The organism is Actinomycetota bacterium, assembly GCA_019347575.1.
Taxonomy (GTDB): domain Bacteria; phylum Actinomycetota; class Nitriliruptoria; order Nitriliruptorales; family Nitriliruptoraceae; genus JAHWKY01.
In genome coordinates this window covers 73,013-89,060 of record JAHWKY010000015.1, presented here as the reverse complement: position 1 = coordinate 89,060, position 16,048 = coordinate 73,013, and the positions used below count along the sequence as shown (strand labels likewise).

The following is a 16,048-nucleotide window of genomic DNA, read 5'->3' as shown; positions in this document are numbered from 1 at the left end:
GCACCACGAGGGGAGCGGCGTGAAGCCGGATCAGACGGGGCCGCCGAAGACGGACCAGCAGACCCTCGGTCATGCTGCGACGGACGATGGCAGCCCGGGCCGGATCGTGCTCGACCCCACGGACGGGGCGTCGGAGGGCGGGTTCGACGCGAGCGACGTGCAGCTGCTGCTCAGCACGGCGGTGCACGAGTTCCGCACGCCACTGGCAGCCATCAGCGGCTTCGCGACGTTCCTGCGCAAGCACTGGGCCGAGCTCGACGACGACGACAAGCTGCGCTACCTCGACGCCATCAACCGTCAAGCACAGCGGCTGAGTGGACTGACCACCGACCTGCTCGAGCTGAGCCGCGTCGATGCCGGCGCGTTGCTGCTCGAACCCGCTCGGGTGAACGTGCGGGGCGCGATCTCGGACGCGATCGAGACGGTCGGGCCCGCTACGACGATCGAGGTGCAGTGCGATCCCAGCGTCGAGGTCCTGGCCGACGCCGAGGACGTGCGCGAGATGCTCGTCAACTACCTCGGCAACGCGGCCAAGTACGGCGAGCCCCCGATCGGTGTCGCTGCCGCTCCGGTCGACGACTTCGTCCTCGTCCGCGTCAACGACTCCGGACCCGGTGTGCCCAACGAGTTCGTGCCGCACCTGTTCGAGCGCTTCCGTCGTGCCCGCACCCCGGACGTCCTCAGCAAGGGCGGGACCGGGCTCGGCCTGGCGATCGTGCGCGGCTTGGCCGAGGCACAGGGTGGTCGCGCCTGGTACGAGCCGACGGCTACCGGCGCCAGCTTCTGCTTCACGCTCCCGATCGCCGACGGACGCCACATCCCCGAGCGCGCCTGATCTCGCACGGCGTGCGAGGATGTGCGCCGTGACCTCCGTCGAACCGGCCTGGCCGCCCGAACCGCTCTACGTGGCGGTGGACGTGGCACTGTGCGCCGTCGTCGACGACCAGCTGCACGTGCTGCTCCTGCGGCGCCCCTACGAGCCGTTCGAGGACGACTGGGCGCTGCCAGGGTCGTTCAGCACACCCGACGAGACACTCGATGAGACGGCGCGGCGGGCCCTGGCCGCCAAGACGGCGGTCGTCGACGTCTGGCTCGAGCAGCTCGCGACGTTCGATCAGCCGCAGCGCGGCGACGCGCCGGGGCGCGACCCGCGCGGCCGCGTCGTGTCGGTCGCGTACCTCGGGCTCGCACAGCCCGAGGTGGTTGATCGCGACGGGTCGGCTGATCTGCGCTGGTGGCCCGTGGCTGCGCTGCCCGCCCGACTGGGCTTCGATCACGAACGGATCGTCGCGGTCGCCGTGGAGCGGCTCCGCGCCAAGACCCGCTACGCCCCGGTGGCGTTCGAGCTGCTCGCAGAGGAGTTCACCCTGCCGGAGCTGCAGGGCGTCTACGAGGCGGCCCTCGGGCACGAGCTCGACGTGCGCAACTTCCGCCGCGACCTGCGCGACGCCGGCGTGATCGAGCCCACCGGCGACAGGCGCCAGGAGGGCCCGGGGCGCCCCGCCGAGCTGTACCGCTACGTCCCCGGCGCTTTCGCCGTCGACGCCGAGGAACGCCGCGTCGCCGAGCGCATCCGCACGAGCCGGGGCGGTGCCTAGGTACATCCGTGTCGATGGCCGGTCGACGCCGCCATCTTCAGCGACGCCGACCGGTCCAACCCGACGGGCGGGAGGATGGGCCCCGGTGCTGGCCGCTAGCTGACGAGTTTGGCCTCGACGGTGAGGTGGTGGTCGTCGAGCCAAAGAGTATCCGTGTTGCTGAAAGTGCGGGCCTGGACGGTGACCGTGTACGTGCCAGGACCTAGCAGATCCGAGGATCGGTCGATCGCGTGGGACTCGAAGTCATCTTCGGCGGTCGCGTCCTCAGCCGCGCTGTCGAACGCGGCGAGCGCGCCCTCTTGAGGGTGGGCCTCGGTTCCATCGACGACGATACGGACCGAACACCACGTCTCGGCCGCGCCCCTACATTCGGATTCAGCGGTGTAGCGCGCCACCAGGATGGCCTGGTGCCCGGCTGGGACCGTGACCTCGACCGACATCGTGCCGACGTCCGTGAACGCCGTACCGGTTATCACCACGCCGTTCGTGCTGTGTGCGATCTCGAACAGATCGAGGTGCGCGTGGCCTGTTGGAGCGAACGCTGTGGAGTCGAGGCCGTCGAGGGTGTCGGCGTCGCCGCCGTTGGTGTTGTCGGGGGTGCAGATGGGGTTGCCGGCCTCGTTGGTGCCCTTGGCGACCTGACCGCTAGGACACGCCTTGTCGCTGAGCGCGAACGCGGTGGAGTCCTTGCCGTCGAGGGTGTCCGCATCCCCGGCCTTGTCCGCGAAGAACGCCCGCTTGACCGCCTCGGGGACGAGGTCGGCGATGAGCGCGGCGGTCTCGAAGCGGTCCTCGCCCTCGACGCGGGTGACGTCGGGCGAGTAGACCTTCAGCTCGTTGAAGACCTTGTCGGACACGGCCGCGGGACCGCCGAGCACGACGATCCTGGCGGGCTTGAGTTCGGTGAGTTTGTCCTTGGTCACCTGTGGGATCTCGTCGCCGAACACGCCGGGGCTCTTGACGGTCAGCAGCGGCGCCCCGTTCATGGCGGCGACGACGGACGCGACGAGCGCGTCGGCGAAGTTGTTGCCGGTAGCGATGTAGACCACGTCGACAGGGCCGTCGATGGCTTCGGCATCGGTGTGGGCGACCGCGGTCAGGGCGACCGCTGTGGCCAGGACGAGCGCCAGGATCCCCCGTTCCCAGCGTCGCGCGGTTGCGGATGTACGCACGTGCGTTCCTCTCGTTGCAGATGGTTGAAGGTGCCCGTGAGGTGAGTGCGGAACGCCGCGTCGGGGTGCTCGCTGGATGCGGGACGTTCCCCCATCCCACCCGCGCGTCCCGTCTGCCCCACTCCCGGATGCGCTACACGTAGCCCACCGGCCTGGCCGCATCAAGGATGGGGTGCGACGTGCCCCCTCGGTGGTGATGGATCGGTTCGTGGCGGAACTGGTCGCTAGGTTCGGTCTCCCCCGCCCTGGAGCCGGTACTTGCCCGTCGAGACGACCGCGATCGAGGGCCTGTTCGTCGTCCGCTGGGACAGCCACGGTGACGAGCGCGGCTTCTTCCGCCAGACGCACCAACTCGACGAACTGCAGGAAGCGCTCGGACGCGAGCTGCGGTTCGTGCAGGGCAACCACGCCCGCTCCCAGCCGGGTGTCCTGCGGGGCTTCCACGCCGAACCCTGGGACAAGCTCGTGTACGTGGCCCGAGGCACCGCGTTCTGCGCCATCGCCGACATCCGCGAGGACAGCGCCACGTACGGGCAGGCCGCCACCTTCGTGCTCGGTGACCCACCCGAGGGAGAGCGGATCAAGCTGTTCATCAGCCAGGGCCTCGCCAACAGCTACTGCGTCATCGGCGACGGACCGTGCGAATACCTCTACGACGTCACCGACTACTGGCGCCCCGACGTCGACAAGCGCGCCGTCGCCTGGGATGATCCCACGCTCGCGGTCGAGTGGCCGGTCGGCCACCCCATCCTCAGCGATGCCGACCGGTCGAACCCGACCCTGACCGACCTCACCAGGGACGCCCGGGCGTGAGGAAGCTCCTCTCCATCATGTTCCTGCTCGCCGTGGTCGTGTGGCTCGTCGCCGAGGTCGCCGCTCCGCCTTACGCCGAAGGGCGCATCGAGGAGGAGGTGGGTGCACGCAGCCGGGTGATCACGGCGGCGTCGGCCGACATCGGCACCTTCCCGGTCGTCGCTCGCCTGCTGGCAACCGGGAAGGTCCCCAGCCTGTCCGTCACCCTCGACGAGGTCGCGGGTCAGAGCCTCTCGTTCAGCGAGGTCCGCTTCGAACTGCGCGGGATCGAGTTCGACCGTATGGCGATGTTCGGTGGCGACGTCCGGGTCCGGGACATCGACAGTGGTGTCATCACCGTCACGATCAGCGCCTCAGCATTGGGCCGGGCCCTCGGGGGCGTTGCGGTCGGAGTCACCCCCGACCACGTCCTGGTCAGCACACCCGCTGGCGGCGTCGAGGTCGTGCCGACCATCCAGGACAGCACGCTGACACTGAACGTGGCGGGCGTCGCCGACCTCCGCGTGACCCTGCCCGCCGACCTCCTCCCGTGCGCCCCCACCCTGACGCTCGAGCAGGACCGCGTCATCGTCGCCTGCACCGTTGACCGCCCCCCACGCCTCCTCAGCGGACGATGACGGACGCTGAGGGACGTGGGCGCCGACCGCGGTGTGTAGTTGCGCTCGGTCATGACCGAGCCAGCATGCACACGAACGCCGACGGCCTCCACGCCCAGCTACGGTCACCACGGGCAACAGAGGGGATGGGACGGTGCCTCGGTTCCTGGTCGCCGCGGTGCTCGCGACGGCGCTCGCCCTCCTGCCGGGGCTGGCCGCGGCTCAGGACGCGCCCCGCTGCGTCCCGGACGGTGATCCGGTGGTGCTGACTGGCGAGGTGGAGACGGAGGACGCGCGCACCTACGGCGTGTTCCCCTTCGAGGTGGCAGCGGGGACCACGCGGGTGGAGGTCGACTACGACTGGGCCGACCGCGTCCCGGCGCCCTCGACTCCGCTGACGCAGACCGTGCTCGATCTCGGGCTGTGGGATCAGGACGGGTACCGCGAGCAGGCGGGCTTCCGCGGCTGGTCCGGCAGCCGCCACCGCAGCGTGTTCGTCCAGTCCGACGACGCGGAGCGCACCTACTTCCCGGGCACGGTTGAGCCGGGGGTGTGGTGGGCCGAGCTGGGGTTCGCGGCCGTCGGTCCCTCGGGTGCGAGCTGGGAGGTGCACATCCGCTGCCTCGACCCGGAGGTGGGACCGCCCCCCGAGCCGGACCCCGTCGACCCGGACCACGTCGCCGACCCGTCACCCGGCTGGTACCACGGCGACTTCCACATGCACGGCTTCCACTCCAACCCCAACGCGCCCGACTACCAGGCCTTCGCCCACTTCGCCCGGTCGCAGGGGCTCGACTTCTTCCCCCTGACCGAGTACGTCACCGGGGTGCACTGGGAGCAGCTCGGGGCGGTCCAGCGCGCCAATCCCGACGTGCTGTTCTGGCCGTCACGTGAGATCATCACCTACTTCGGGCACGCCATCTCGCTCGGACCGACGCCCGGCTACTACGAGTACCGCCACGGCTTCGAGGACATCACGATCGGCGCCATCCAGCGCGAGGTGGTGGCCCGCGGGGCGCTGTTCCAGATCGCCCACCCCACGACCTTCGAGGGTCCGGCGTTCCGAAGCTTCTGCCGCGGGTGCGAGTGGGAGCTGTCGGACGAGATCGACCTCCGCCAGGTCCACACCATCGAGGTGCAGACCGGACCCGGAACTGTCCACCCTGGCGGGGACCCCGACGCGCCCGCGTTCGAGAACCCGTTCATGGCAGAGGCCATCGAGCTGTGGGAGGACCTGCTGAACCAGGGGTACCGGATCACGGCCGTCGGGGGGTCGGACGACAAGCTCTCCGGCGACGGACCGACCGATCCCATCGGGGCCACGACCTACGCCCCGCACGGCGTCCCCGCGACCGCGGTGTTCGCCGACGAGCTCTCGGTCGACGCGATCGCGCGGGCGGTCCGGGCGGGGCGCGCCTACGTGCGGGTCCGCGGTGTGGCCGACAGCCCCGCACTCGAGCTCGACGCCAGCACCGATGGTGGTCAGCGCGCCACCTTCGGCGGGATCCTCGCCGCGGACGAGGCCGACGTGACCGTCACGGTCACCGGCGGCGACGGGCAGTCGCTACGTGTCATCCGCAACGGCGACGTCGTCGAGACGGTGCCGGTCAGCGGCGACGTGTTCACCCACACCTGGCGGGCCGACCGCACCGACGACGAGGGGCCGCTGGGGACCTGGTGGCGCGTGGAGACTCTCGATCACGAGAGCCGCAGCACGATCGCCAACCCCGTGTTCCTGGTGGGGGCGAGTGCGAGCGACCCGCGTGACGGGGCGCCTGGTGGCTCCCAACCTCCCGGTGGTCCCGGGAACACCGGCGGCGCCACCACGCCGACGACGGGAGCCACCGGCGCGCTCGCGCTCGCGCCGATCTTGGCGGCCCTGGTCGCCTGGCGCCGCCGGTAGCCGGAGTACCCGCGCGGAGGTGTCCGACGGAGCAACTGCAGCGATCGGACGTCAGGGTCGCAGCGTGGCGGCGAGAGCCCGGTGCAGCTCGGCGCGGATGGCGCGGGTGCCGCGGGACCGCGGCTGGGCGAGGAGGACCGGGGTGTTGGTGCCCTGCATGATCACGAGGAGGGCCTGCGCCAGGACGTCGGCGTCGCCGTCGCGGACCGCCCCGGCGGCCTGCGCGCGGCGGAGGAAGGTCGCGATCAGCTCGGCACTGTGGCTGTGGCGGTCCCAGTAGACCGCCGCGATCGGGGGGGAGGAGGGCAGCTGGACCAGCGCCGCGCGGAAGGCGCTCGCGTGGCGGCCGTAACCGTCGAGGACCACATCGAGGACGCGCTCGAGCACCGGCTCGAGGCCGTCGTCGAGGAGCGCATCGGTCGTCAGGGCGGCGTCGACGGCGTCGATGAGGGCGTCGAGTCGCCGCGCGAAGAGCGCAGCCAGCGCCTCGTCACGGTCGGAGAAGTAGGCGTAGAAGGTGCCCACCGACAGGCCGGCTTCGGCGGCGACCGCCGTCGACGTGGCCGCGGGGTAGCCGCCACCCTCGAGCAGCCGCTCCATCGCATCGAGCAACGCATCGTAGGTTCGCCGCGCCTTCGTCCCCGGATCCGGGGGAGACGGGGCCACCACCTCGGTCGGCATGTGAAGGAACCTTCAGTTCTTGCGCAAAGAACTGAAGGAGTCTACGCTGCTCGCTCCATCCCCGGCAACCAGGTGTGCCTGTGCGTCCCGCCCTCGCCAGCCCTCCCACCGACGTGCTCGGCACCCGCGTCGACCCGTCGTCCGAGATCTTCCAGCGCAACCGCGAGGGCAACCTCGCGCTGATCGCCAAGGTGGATGAAGCGCTCGCCGAGTCGCGCGCGGGCGGGGGTCCCGAGAAGCTCCAGCGCCATCGCGATCGCGGGAAGCTCATGATCCGGGAGCGCATCCGTCTGCTGCTCGATCCCGGTTCGCCGTGGCTCGAGCTGTGCCCCCTCGCCGGCTGGGGCAGCGACTTCCACGTCGGCGGATCGACCGTCGCCGGCATCGGCGTGATCAACGGCGTGGAATGCCTCGTCGGGGGCGCCGACCCGACCGTCAAGGGCGGGGCGATGAACCCCTACTCGGTCCAGAAGGGCCTGCGCGTCGGTCAGATCGCGTTCGAGAACCGGCTCCCGTCGATCAACCTCACGGAGTCGGCGGGCGCCGACCTGCGGACCCAGAAGGACATCTTCGTGCCGGGCGGGCGCAGCTTCTGGGGCCTGACCCGCAAGTCGAAGGAGCGCATCCCCACGATCAGCGTTGTCTTCGGATCGTCCACGGCGGGCGGGGCGTACGTGCCTGGGATGAGCGACTACGTTGTGCTGATCAAGGAGCGATCGAAGGTCTTCCTCGGCGGCCCGCCGCTCGTGAAGATGGCGACCGGCGAGGACGCGGACGAGGAGGAGCTCGGCGGCGCCGAGATGCACGCCAAGATCAGCGGACTCGGCGACTACCTGGCGGAGGACGAGCTCGACGCGCTCCGCATCGCGCGGCAGATCGTGGGCCACCTCAACTGGCGCAAGCTCGGACCCGGACCGACGCTGCCGTCCGACCCGCCGGTCCATGACCCCGAGGAGCTCCTCGGCATCGCCAGCGTCGACCTCCGCGAGCCGTTCGACGCACGCGAGGTGCTCGCACGGGTCCTCGACGGCAGCCGCTTCGAGGAGTTCAAACCCAGCTACGGCACCAACCTCGTGACCGGCTGGGGGAGCATCCACGGGTTCCCGATCGGGGTGCTGGCGAACAAAGGCGTGCTGTTCAGTGAGGAGTCCGAGAAGGGAGCGCAGTTCATCCAGCTGTGCAACCAGATCGACGTGCCCATCCTGTTCTGCCAGAACATCACGGGGTTCATGGTCGGGACCAAGTACGAGCAGGGCGGCATCATCAAGGACGGCGCCAAGCTCATCAACGCGGTCACCAACTCCGAGGTGCCGCACGTCACGCTGATGATGGGGGCCAGCTACGGGGCCGGCAACTACGGCATGGCGGGGCGCGCGTACGACCCGAGGTTCCTCTTCACCTGGCCCAACCACCACATCGCGGTCATGGGCCCGCAGCAGCTCGCGGGCGTGCTGTCCATCGTGGCCCGCGCCGCCGCCGAGAACCGGGGCGAGGAGTTCTCCGACGAGCAGGACGCCGCCGTGCGCACGATGGTGGAGGAGCAGATCGAGTCCGAGTCCAACGCGCTGTTCGCCTCGGGCCAGATCTGGGACGACGGCGTCATCGATCCCCGTGACACCCGACATGTGCTCGGGATGGCGCTCTCGGCGATCCACACCGACGAGGTCCGTGGCACGCGAGGCGGCTACGGCGTGTTCCGGATGTGACCGTGACCATCGCCCGTCTGCTGATCGCGAACCGCGGCGAGATCGCGGTCCGCATCGCTGGCACGTGCCGTGTGCTCGGCATCGTGCCGGTGGCGGTGTTCAGCGATGCTGACGCCGGGGCGCTGCACGTGCGGTCGTGCGAGGTCGCCGTGCGCCTTCCGGGTACCGCGCCCCGCGACACCTACCTCCGCGTGGAGTCGTTGCTGGATGCGGCCCGCAGGACCGGGACGGATGCGGTCCACCCCGGCTACGGGTTCCTCGCGGAGAACGCCGACTTCGCTGCTGCTGTCATCGAGGCCGGGCTCACCTGGGTCGGTCCGCGGCCGGAGGTCATCGCCCAGATGGGGGACAAGCTGGCGGCGAAGGAGCTGATGCGGGGCGCCGGCGTGCCGACGCTGGCGAGCATCGCGGTCTCGGCCGAGGTGGATGTCGATGCCGCGGCGGACGAGGTCGGGTTCCCGATCCTCGTCAAGGCCGCGGCCGGGGGCGGGGGCAAGGGCATGCGGGTGGTCCGCTCCGCGCCCGAGCTGCCCGAGGCGGTCGCGGCCGCGCAGCGAGAGGCGGCCGGGGCGTTCGGCGACGAGCGCGTGTTCCTCGAGCGCTACATCGAGGCGCCCCGCCACATCGAGGTGCAGATCCTCGGCGACGAACACGGCGGCCTCGTCCACCTCTTCGAGCGTGAGTGCTCGATCCAGCGCCGCCACCAGAAGGTCATCGAGGAATCGCCCGCCCCGACCCTGTCGCCAGCGGAACGGTCGGCGGTCACCACCGCTGCCGTCGACGCGGGCCGCGCGCTGTCGTACAGCAACGCCGGCACGGTCGAGTTCGTCTACGCCGACGGCGAGTTCAACTTCCTCGAGATCAACACCCGCCTCCAGGTCGAGCATCCCGTCACCGAAGCGGTGGTCCGAGTCGGCGGGGCGCCGGTGGACCTCGTGGCGCTGCAGCTCGCGGTGGCGGCGGGGGAGCGGCTGCCGTTCGAGCAGGCGGACGTCGAGCAGGTCGGCCACGCCCTCGAAGCACGTCTGTACGCCGAGGACCCAGCCAACGACTACCTCCCCGCCACCGGGACGCTACGCTCGCTCGCTCGACCCGCCCCGGCGTCGGTGCCCAGGCCGGATGAGCCGGGTGTGCGTTGGGACAGCGGTGTCGAGACCGGCGACGACATCTCGACCCACTACGACCCCATGATCGCCAAGGTCATCGCCCGTGGCCTCACGCGAGCACAGGCCGTGGCGCTGCTGGCACGGGAGCTCGAGGGCACGCTCATCGACGGCGTCCGCACCAACCGCGACCTGCTGGTGCACGTCCTGCGCCACGAGGCCTTCATGGCCGGCGAGACCACGACGCACTTCCTCGACGAGCACTACCCCGATCAGGCGGCGCGGACGTTCCCTCCGGACCCCTCGGCGGTCGAGACCGCCGCCATCGTGGCGACGCTCGCGGAGCTGGCTGCCCGGCCCTGGGATGTCCTGAGCGGGATCCCGGCGGGGTTCGAGAGCCACCCGCTCGGCGCCGACCATGCCCGGTACCTCGCCGGTGGCCACGAGGTCGAGATCGCGTACGAGGGCCGGCGGGGCGGCGAGTGGTCGGTGCGCGTGGACGGGGGCGATCCCCGCCCCGCAGCGGTTCTCGGGTTGGAGGAGACAGCCGGCGCGATCGTCGTGGAGCTGGACGGTGTGAGGATCGTCGTACGCGTGAGCGCATCGGGGCGCGAGCGGCACGTGCTGCTGCCCACCGGACAGGTGAGCCTCCTGGCGGAGCCGCGCTACCCCGAGCACCGTCCCGCCGACATCCCCGGCGCCACGCTCGCCCCGATGCCCGGCGCGATCGTCTCGGTCGCGGTCGAGGAGGGGGACGAGGTCGCAGAAGGTGATCTTCTGTGCGTGGTCGAGGCGATGAAGATGGAGCATCGGATCACCGCCCCGCACGCCGGGACCGTCGAGCAGGTCCACGTCGCCGCCGGCGACCAGGTCGACGCGGACGAGGTCCTGATCGTCGTCACCCCGCCCGACTGATCGCAGCGTGTGCATCTGGACCCGGTAGGCGGGTCGATCTGCACCCACTGGCGGGGGTCGCGGGGCAGCGTGTGCATCTGGACCCGGTAGGCGGGTCGATCTGCACCCACTGGCGGGGGTCGCGGGGCAGCGTGTGCATCTGGACCCGTAAGGCGGGTCGATCTGCACCCACTGGGAGGAAACGCGGGGCGGGGCGTCGAAGCTCTCGGCGGGAAGGACGCCGACTCACGAGGGGATACTCGCCGTGCACCGATCGCTGCGCCTGTTCGCCACCACCCTGATCGCGGCCGCTTCGCTGTTCGTGACGGCCGCACCCGGACTGGCGACGCCGGTCTGCACCGATGGCCACGGTGGAGGACCCCCACTGGCCGCCTGCGGTGGGCGCGTGTTCCCCGAGTCGCACGCGACGGCCGACTACGTGCAGTACCTGCCACAGCCCGGCACGGACTTCCGGGAGTTCCAGCACGGCATCGAAGCACTGGCGGCGATGTACCCGCAGTGGGTCAGTGTCTACACGCTGCGCGATCACTACGGCACCGACGACGCCGTCAGTGCGGGCCCCGACCGCCAGATCTCCTACTGGGAGAGCGACACCGGGGACGGCTTCGACATCTGGGTCATCAAGCTGACCGACCACGAGATCCCGGACGAAGGCAAGCAGACGCTGCTGTTCTCGCTGTCGGTCCACGGCGACGAGAAGGGCGGCATCGAGGGTGGCCTGCGAACGGTCGAGGATCTCGCCATCGCGGCCGAGGACGGCGGCAAGATCGCCGATGGCGTCGAGGGGTACGAATCCACGACCGGTGTCGAGCCGCAGATCCACGAGCACGAGGTCGCGGACGTGCTCGCACAGGAAGCGGTCTACTTCGTCGCCTACAACATCGACGGCTGGGTCACCGGCGAGACCACGAACACGCTGACCGGCGACGGCAGCGGCACCAACGTCGACCGCCTCCCGCTGTACTCCAGGGGCAACTACCGCGGCACGGACCTCAACCGTCAGATGCCGACGGTCGGCCGCATCAACTCCAGCCGCAATCCGCTCGAAGAGGCCGAGATGCTCTACGGCCACCGTCACATGCACGAGGTGGCGGACCAGGGCATCGACGGGCTCATGGCGTACGGGGCGGACGTTCACGGCGAGGGTCAGTCCCGGGCCTGGGCGGACATCATGTACCCCGCTGGTCAGTTCGACTCGATCAAGCACCGTCAGCTCATGGCCATCGCGGAGCGCACCAAGTCGGTCATGGACGACACGTTGTTCCTCGGGGTCATCGACGTCATCGAGGAGAACACCGGAGGCGACTCGGGCGAGGGCCTCGAGGACAGCGGGGCGCCGCGCAACACGATCATGACCAAGCCCGCCCGATGGGGCACGGTCTGGGACACCCTCGGGTACACCGACACGGGCTTCATCGGCGACTACATGGCCAACGAGCTCGGTGTCACCGGGATGGACTACGAGATCGCGCTCAACCACAGCGACTTCCGCGCCTACGGCCGTCCCTGGAGCGTGCTGCTGCAGGAGAACTACATCAACGCGACGCGCGCGATCATCAAGACCGCGATGGCGTACGCCCTGTACCAGGACGACGAGTTCGCCACGTTCGAGATCGACACGGGCGGGAAGGCCGGCTACCTGTTCAACCCCGACACCGTCACCGACACCGACGAGGACGGCGTCGGAACCTTGCCGGGACCTGCAGCGGATGGCATCGGTCGGAACGGCGAGCCGGTCGAGCAGGTGCCCTACGACGCCACCCCGATGCGGTTCTTCGAGGACACGTCCAACCACGTCGCGGGAGGGCTCGACCCGGTCCTGCCCGCTGATGTCGCCGCTGACGCCGCCGCGCTGGACGCCTACGACTCGTTGGTGATCGCCGACATCGTCACGCCCGAGGATCCCGAGGGCCGCGCCTACGACGTCGAGACGTACGTCGCCAACCTCAAGAGCTGGGTGGAAGCGGGAGGCAACCTGATACTCACCGACCGTGCGCTGCACCTGCTCGATGATCTCGGCGTGGTCGAGACCAGCGCGATCGATGACATCAACGTGTACCAGCCCTACGCCAACTTCACCGACTTCAGCCATCCCTTGCTGGCCGGCCTGCGCCCCAACGCTCGTCAGCTCGCCGAGTTCACCCTCATCGGTTACGGGATCGGCAACAACGCGTCACCCATGACGACCGTCACCACCTCCGCGTGGGAGGGTGCCGGCGGCACCGTCGTCGGCACGACCGGTCCCGGCTCGGGCAACTCGGACGATGGCAGCCGGACGTCGGTCGGTGAGGTCCCCGTGGGCGACGGCGTGATCCGCATCCTCGGTGGCGGGCTGCACATGGCGACCGAGGAGCAGGACCACCGCTACGGCCTCAAGGACTACTCGTTGACCTACACCGGGCTGTACATCCTCGAGAACGCGATGAAGTACGACGCCCCGGGTATCGGCGTCGACGCCCCGGACGAGGGTTCCGCTCCCGGCGCGCTCCCGCTGCTGGGTCTTCTGCCGGTCCTCGGCGCCATCGGCCTCCGGCGCCGCCGCCCCGCCTGACCACGGGCCCGGCCGCAGGCTCAACGATGTGTGGTTGGTGCGGCAGTCGCGTCGATGACACATCTTCGCGGAGGTCGTCCGCGGTCAGGGGGCCTGCGGTCAGGTGGCGGTCCAGACGGGGCGCCCCGCCTTGACCACGGTCTGCACGAGGTCGACGCCGGGGCGGTAGGGCAGGTGGCGGTAGCTCGGGGCGTCGAGGACGATCAGGTCCCCGGCCGCGCCCTCGACCAGCCTGCCGCGGTCGTTCAGGCCGAGGCTGTCCGCGCTCCCAGCCGTCGCGGCCCACACGGCTTCCTCGGGGGTCAGGCCGAGCTCGAGACACGCGAGGGCCACCACGAACGGCATCGACTCGGTGTAGCTCGTGCCCGGGTTGCAGTCGGTGCCCAGCGCGACCGTGACGCCGGCGTCCCACAGCATCCGCCCCGGTGCGTAGTGCCGCGTCCGCAGCGAGAACGTCGTCGCGGGCAGCAGCACCGCCGCCGTTCCCGACTGCGCGAGCGCCTGGGCATCCGCCTCATCGACCCACGCGAGGTGATCGGCTGACGCCGCCCCGACCTCGGCGGCCAGCCGTGCCCCGCCCGAGTGAGCCAGCTCGTCCGCGTGGATGCGCAGACCGAGCCCGGCCGCAGCGCCTGCCTGCAACACGCGCCGCGACTCGTCCACGGTGAACGCGCCCTCGTCGCAGAAGACGTCGCAGAACGCGGCGAGCGGGGCGCAGGCCGGCAGCGCCTCCTCGACGACGAAGCGCACGTAGCCGTCGCGGTCGGATCCGTGGTCCGAGGGCACGGCGTGCGCCCCGAGGAACGTCGGCACGAGGTCGACGGGATGGTGCTCGCCGAGGGCGTGGATCACCGCGAGGCACCGGCGCTCGGTCTCGACGTCGAGGCCGTAACCGGACTTGGCCTCGGCGGTCGTCGTACCGTGGCGCAGCATCCGGTCGAGCCTCGCCGCCGCCGCGACGATCAGCGACTCCTCGTCCGCTGCCCGCGTCGCCCGGACCGTGGAGAGGATGCCTCCCCCGGAGGCGAGCACCTCCTGGTAGGTCTCGCCCCGCAGCCTCCGCGCGAACTCGTCCGCGCGGTCGCCGGCGAACACGACGTGGGTGTGCGCGTCGACGAACCCGGGCAACACCGCGCGACCTCCGACATCGATGGTCTCGAGTTCTCGCAGCTCGTCGGGCAGCGACGCGACGGGACCGGCGAACACCACCTGACCCGCTCGCACCGCGACCGCCGCGTCCGCGACCGCACCGACGAGGTCGGCCGACCCCGGGGCGTTCGTGACGAGCTCCCCGATGCCGGTGATCAGCAGGTCCACGTCGCCCTACTCGCCCAGCATCGGGATGCGCACGCCTCGCTCGCGCGCGACCTCGCGTGCCCGGTCGTAGCCCGCGTCGGCGTGACGCATCACGCCGGTGCCGGGGTCGTTGGTCAGGACCCGCTTGAGCCGCCGCGCCCCGTCGTCGGTGCCGTCCGCGACGACCTGCGCCCCGGCGTGGATGGATTTGCCCATCCCGACCCCACCGCCATGGTGCACCGCCACCCACGCGGCACCCGAGGCCACGTTCAGCAGGGCGTTCAGCACGGGCCAGTCGGCGATGGCGTCGGAGCCGTCGGCCATCGCCTCGGTCTCGCGGTACGGCGAGGCGACCGAGCCCGAGTCGAGGTGGTCGCGGCCGATGACGATCGGGGCGCTGACCTCGCCCACGGCGACCAGCTCGTTGAAGGCGAGCCCCGCGCGGTGCCGGTCGCCGTAGCCGAGCCAGCAGATGCGTGACGGCAGCCCCTGGAACGACACCCGCTCCGCCGCGAGCTCGAGCCACCGCTGCAGTGCGCGATCCTCAGGGAACAGCTCGGCGATCGCGTGATCGGTCGCGGCGATGTCGGCCTCGTCGCCCGACAGCGCCACCCAACGGAACGGGCCCATCCCCTCGCAGAACAGCTCGCGGAGGTAGGCGGGAACGAACCCGGGGTAGGCGAACGCATCGCCGAACCCACCCGCCTGCGCCTCGCCCCGCAGGTTGTTGCCGTAGTCGAACACCTCCGCCCCGCCCCGCTGGAAGCCGACCATGGCCTCGCAGTGGGTCGCCATAGACTCGCGCGCCCGCTTGACGTAGCCCTGGGGGTCGTCGGAGCGCATGGCCGCGGCGTCCTCGAGCGACAGTCCCCGCGGCACGTAGCCGTGGAGCGGATCGTGGGCCGACGTCTGGTCGGTCACGATGTCGATCTCGACGTCGCGCGCGAGCAGCTCGGGGAAGACGTCGGCCGCGTTGCCCACCACGCCCACCGAGAACGCCCGTCCCTGCTCCCTGGCCTCCTCCGCGAGCCGCACCGCGGAGTCGAGATCCTCCGCCGCGAAGTCGAGGTAGCCGGTCTCGATCCGCCGGGCCATCCGGGCCGCGTCGACCTCGACGCACAGAGCCACACCATCGTTCATCGTGATCGCGAGCGGCTGCGCCCCGCCCATCCCCCCGAGACCAGCGGTCAGCGTGAGCGTCCCGCGGAGGGTCCCACCGAACCGCTGCTCGGCGATGGCGGCGAAGGTCTGGTAGGTGCCCTGCAGGATCCCCTGCGTCCCGATGTAGATCCACGAGCCAGCCGTCATCTGCCCGTACATCGTCAGACCCTGTGCATCCAGCGCCCAGAAGTCCTCCCAGGTGGCCCAGTCCGGCACGAGCAGGGAGTTGGCGATCAGCACACGGGGCGCCATCGGGTGGGTGGTGAACACGCCGACGGGCTTACCCGACTGCACCAGCATCGTCTCGTCCTCCGCGAGGTCGGTGAGCGTGGCTACGATCGCGTCGAACGCCTCCCAGGACCGCGCCGCCCGGCCCCGTCCGCCGTAGACGACGAGCTCGTCCGGCGCCTCCGCGACCTCCGGATCGAGGTTGTTCTCGAGGCAGCGCAGCGCCGCCTCTGCCAGCCACCCGCGGCAGCGCAGCTCGCTACCGCGCGCCGCACGGACGGGGCGGGGCTCGCTCACCGTGTTGCCTCCTCCGATCGAACTTGCA

At 70.7% G+C, this 16,048-nt stretch carries 12 protein-coding genes; 8 read left to right on the top strand and 4 right to left on the bottom strand.

Annotated elements, in window-relative coordinates; all coding sequences use genetic code 11:
• Nucleotides 1–19 precede the first annotated feature (19 nt).
• Together KY469_12060 and KY469_12055 are read left to right on the top strand one after the other, a co-directional pair.
• Nucleotides 20–835, top strand: coding sequence for a HAMP domain-containing histidine kinase (locus tag KY469_12060; GenBank protein ID MBW3663825.1), 816 nt, complete (start codon nucleotides 20–22; stop codon nucleotides 833–835).
• Between the two features lie 19 nt (nucleotides 836–854).
• Nucleotides 855–1,598: an NUDIX domain-containing protein gene (locus tag KY469_12055; protein MBW3663824.1), complete on the top strand. Its 744-nt coding sequence runs from the start codon at nucleotides 855–857 to the stop codon at nucleotides 1,596–1,598.
• A gap of 95 nt (nucleotides 1,599–1,693) precedes the next feature.
• On the opposite strand, the gene KY469_12050 is transcribed toward KY469_12055, so the two are convergent.
• The gene (locus tag KY469_12050) at nucleotides 1,694–2,770 is read right to left on the bottom strand and encodes a cell wall-binding repeat-containing protein (GenBank protein MBW3663823.1); all 1,077 of its coding nucleotides are present in this window, start codon (nucleotides 2,768–2,770) and stop codon (nucleotides 1,694–1,696) included.
• A 258-nt stretch (nucleotides 2,771–3,028) separates the two neighbouring features.
• Between KY469_12050 and KY469_12045 the strand changes: the two genes are divergently transcribed.
• The 3 genes from KY469_12045 to KY469_12035 all read left to right on the top strand — a co-directional run bounded on the left by KY469_12045 (nucleotide 3,029) and on the right by KY469_12035 (nucleotide 6,082).
• A complete protein-coding gene (locus KY469_12045; protein ID MBW3663822.1) occupies nucleotides 3,029–3,583 on the top strand; it encodes a dTDP-4-dehydrorhamnose 3,5-epimerase family protein in 555 nt (184 codons plus the stop codon).
• A complete protein-coding gene (locus tag KY469_12040) occupies nucleotides 3,580–4,200 on the top strand; it encodes a DUF2993 domain-containing protein (GenBank protein MBW3663821.1) in 621 nt (206 codons plus the stop codon). Before KY469_12045 ends, KY469_12040 begins: the two co-directional genes overlap by 4 nt.
• A gap of 133 nt (nucleotides 4,201–4,333) precedes the next feature.
• On the top strand, nucleotides 4,334–6,082 hold the full coding sequence (locus KY469_12035) for a CehA/McbA family metallohydrolase (protein MBW3663820.1): 1,749 nt from the start codon (nucleotides 4,334–4,336) through the stop codon (nucleotides 6,080–6,082).
• Nucleotides 6,083–6,133: 51 nt separating this feature from the next.
• Here KY469_12035 and KY469_12030 read toward each other — a convergent pair whose 3' ends face one another.
• Nucleotides 6,134–6,763: a TetR/AcrR family transcriptional regulator gene (locus KY469_12030; protein ID MBW3663819.1), complete on the bottom strand. Its 630-nt coding sequence runs from the start codon at nucleotides 6,761–6,763 to the stop codon at nucleotides 6,134–6,136.
• A gap of 113 nt (nucleotides 6,764–6,876) precedes the next feature.
• Between KY469_12030 and KY469_12025 the strand changes: the two genes are divergently transcribed.
• The 3 genes from KY469_12025 (at nucleotide 6,877) to KY469_12015 (ending at nucleotide 13,038) form a co-directional block, all read left to right on the top strand.
• Nucleotides 6,877–8,469, top strand: coding sequence for an acyl-CoA carboxylase subunit beta (locus KY469_12025; GenBank protein MBW3663818.1), 1,593 nt, complete (start codon nucleotides 6,877–6,879; stop codon nucleotides 8,467–8,469).
• Nucleotides 8,466–10,487: an ATP-grasp domain-containing protein gene (locus KY469_12020; protein ID MBW3663817.1), complete on the top strand. Its 2,022-nt coding sequence runs from the start codon at nucleotides 8,466–8,468 to the stop codon at nucleotides 10,485–10,487. Before KY469_12025 ends, KY469_12020 begins: the two co-directional genes overlap by 4 nt.
• Before the next feature lie 244 nt (nucleotides 10,488–10,731).
• Entirely contained in the window at nucleotides 10,732–13,038 is a 2,307-nt protein-coding gene (locus KY469_12015; GenBank protein MBW3663816.1) for a hypothetical protein, read from the top strand.
• Nucleotides 13,039–13,137: 99 nt separating this feature from the next.
• Here the strand turns inward: KY469_12015 and hutI are convergent, their stop codons facing one another.
• Complete coding sequence (gene hutI, locus KY469_12010; GenBank protein ID MBW3663815.1) at nucleotides 13,138–14,355, bottom strand: imidazolonepropionase; 1,218 nt, start codon at nucleotides 14,353–14,355, stop codon at nucleotides 13,138–13,140.
• Between the two features lie 6 nt (nucleotides 14,356–14,361).
• A complete protein-coding gene (hutU, locus tag KY469_12005) occupies nucleotides 14,362–16,020 on the bottom strand; it encodes a urocanate hydratase (GenBank protein MBW3663814.1) in 1,659 nt (552 codons plus the stop codon).
• Nucleotides 16,021–16,048: the final 28 nt, after the last annotated feature.

What these genes read in the sequence shown, in the direction of transcription:
- KY469_12055 (MBW3663824.1), top strand. Translation starts at nt 855, where the DNA reads ATGTGCGCCGTGACCTCCGTCGAACCGGCCTGGCCGCCCGAACCGCTC.
- KY469_12030 (MBW3663819.1), bottom strand. Translation starts at nt 6,763, where the DNA reads ATGCCGACCGAGGTGGTGGCCCCGTCTCCCCCGGATCCGGGGACGAAG.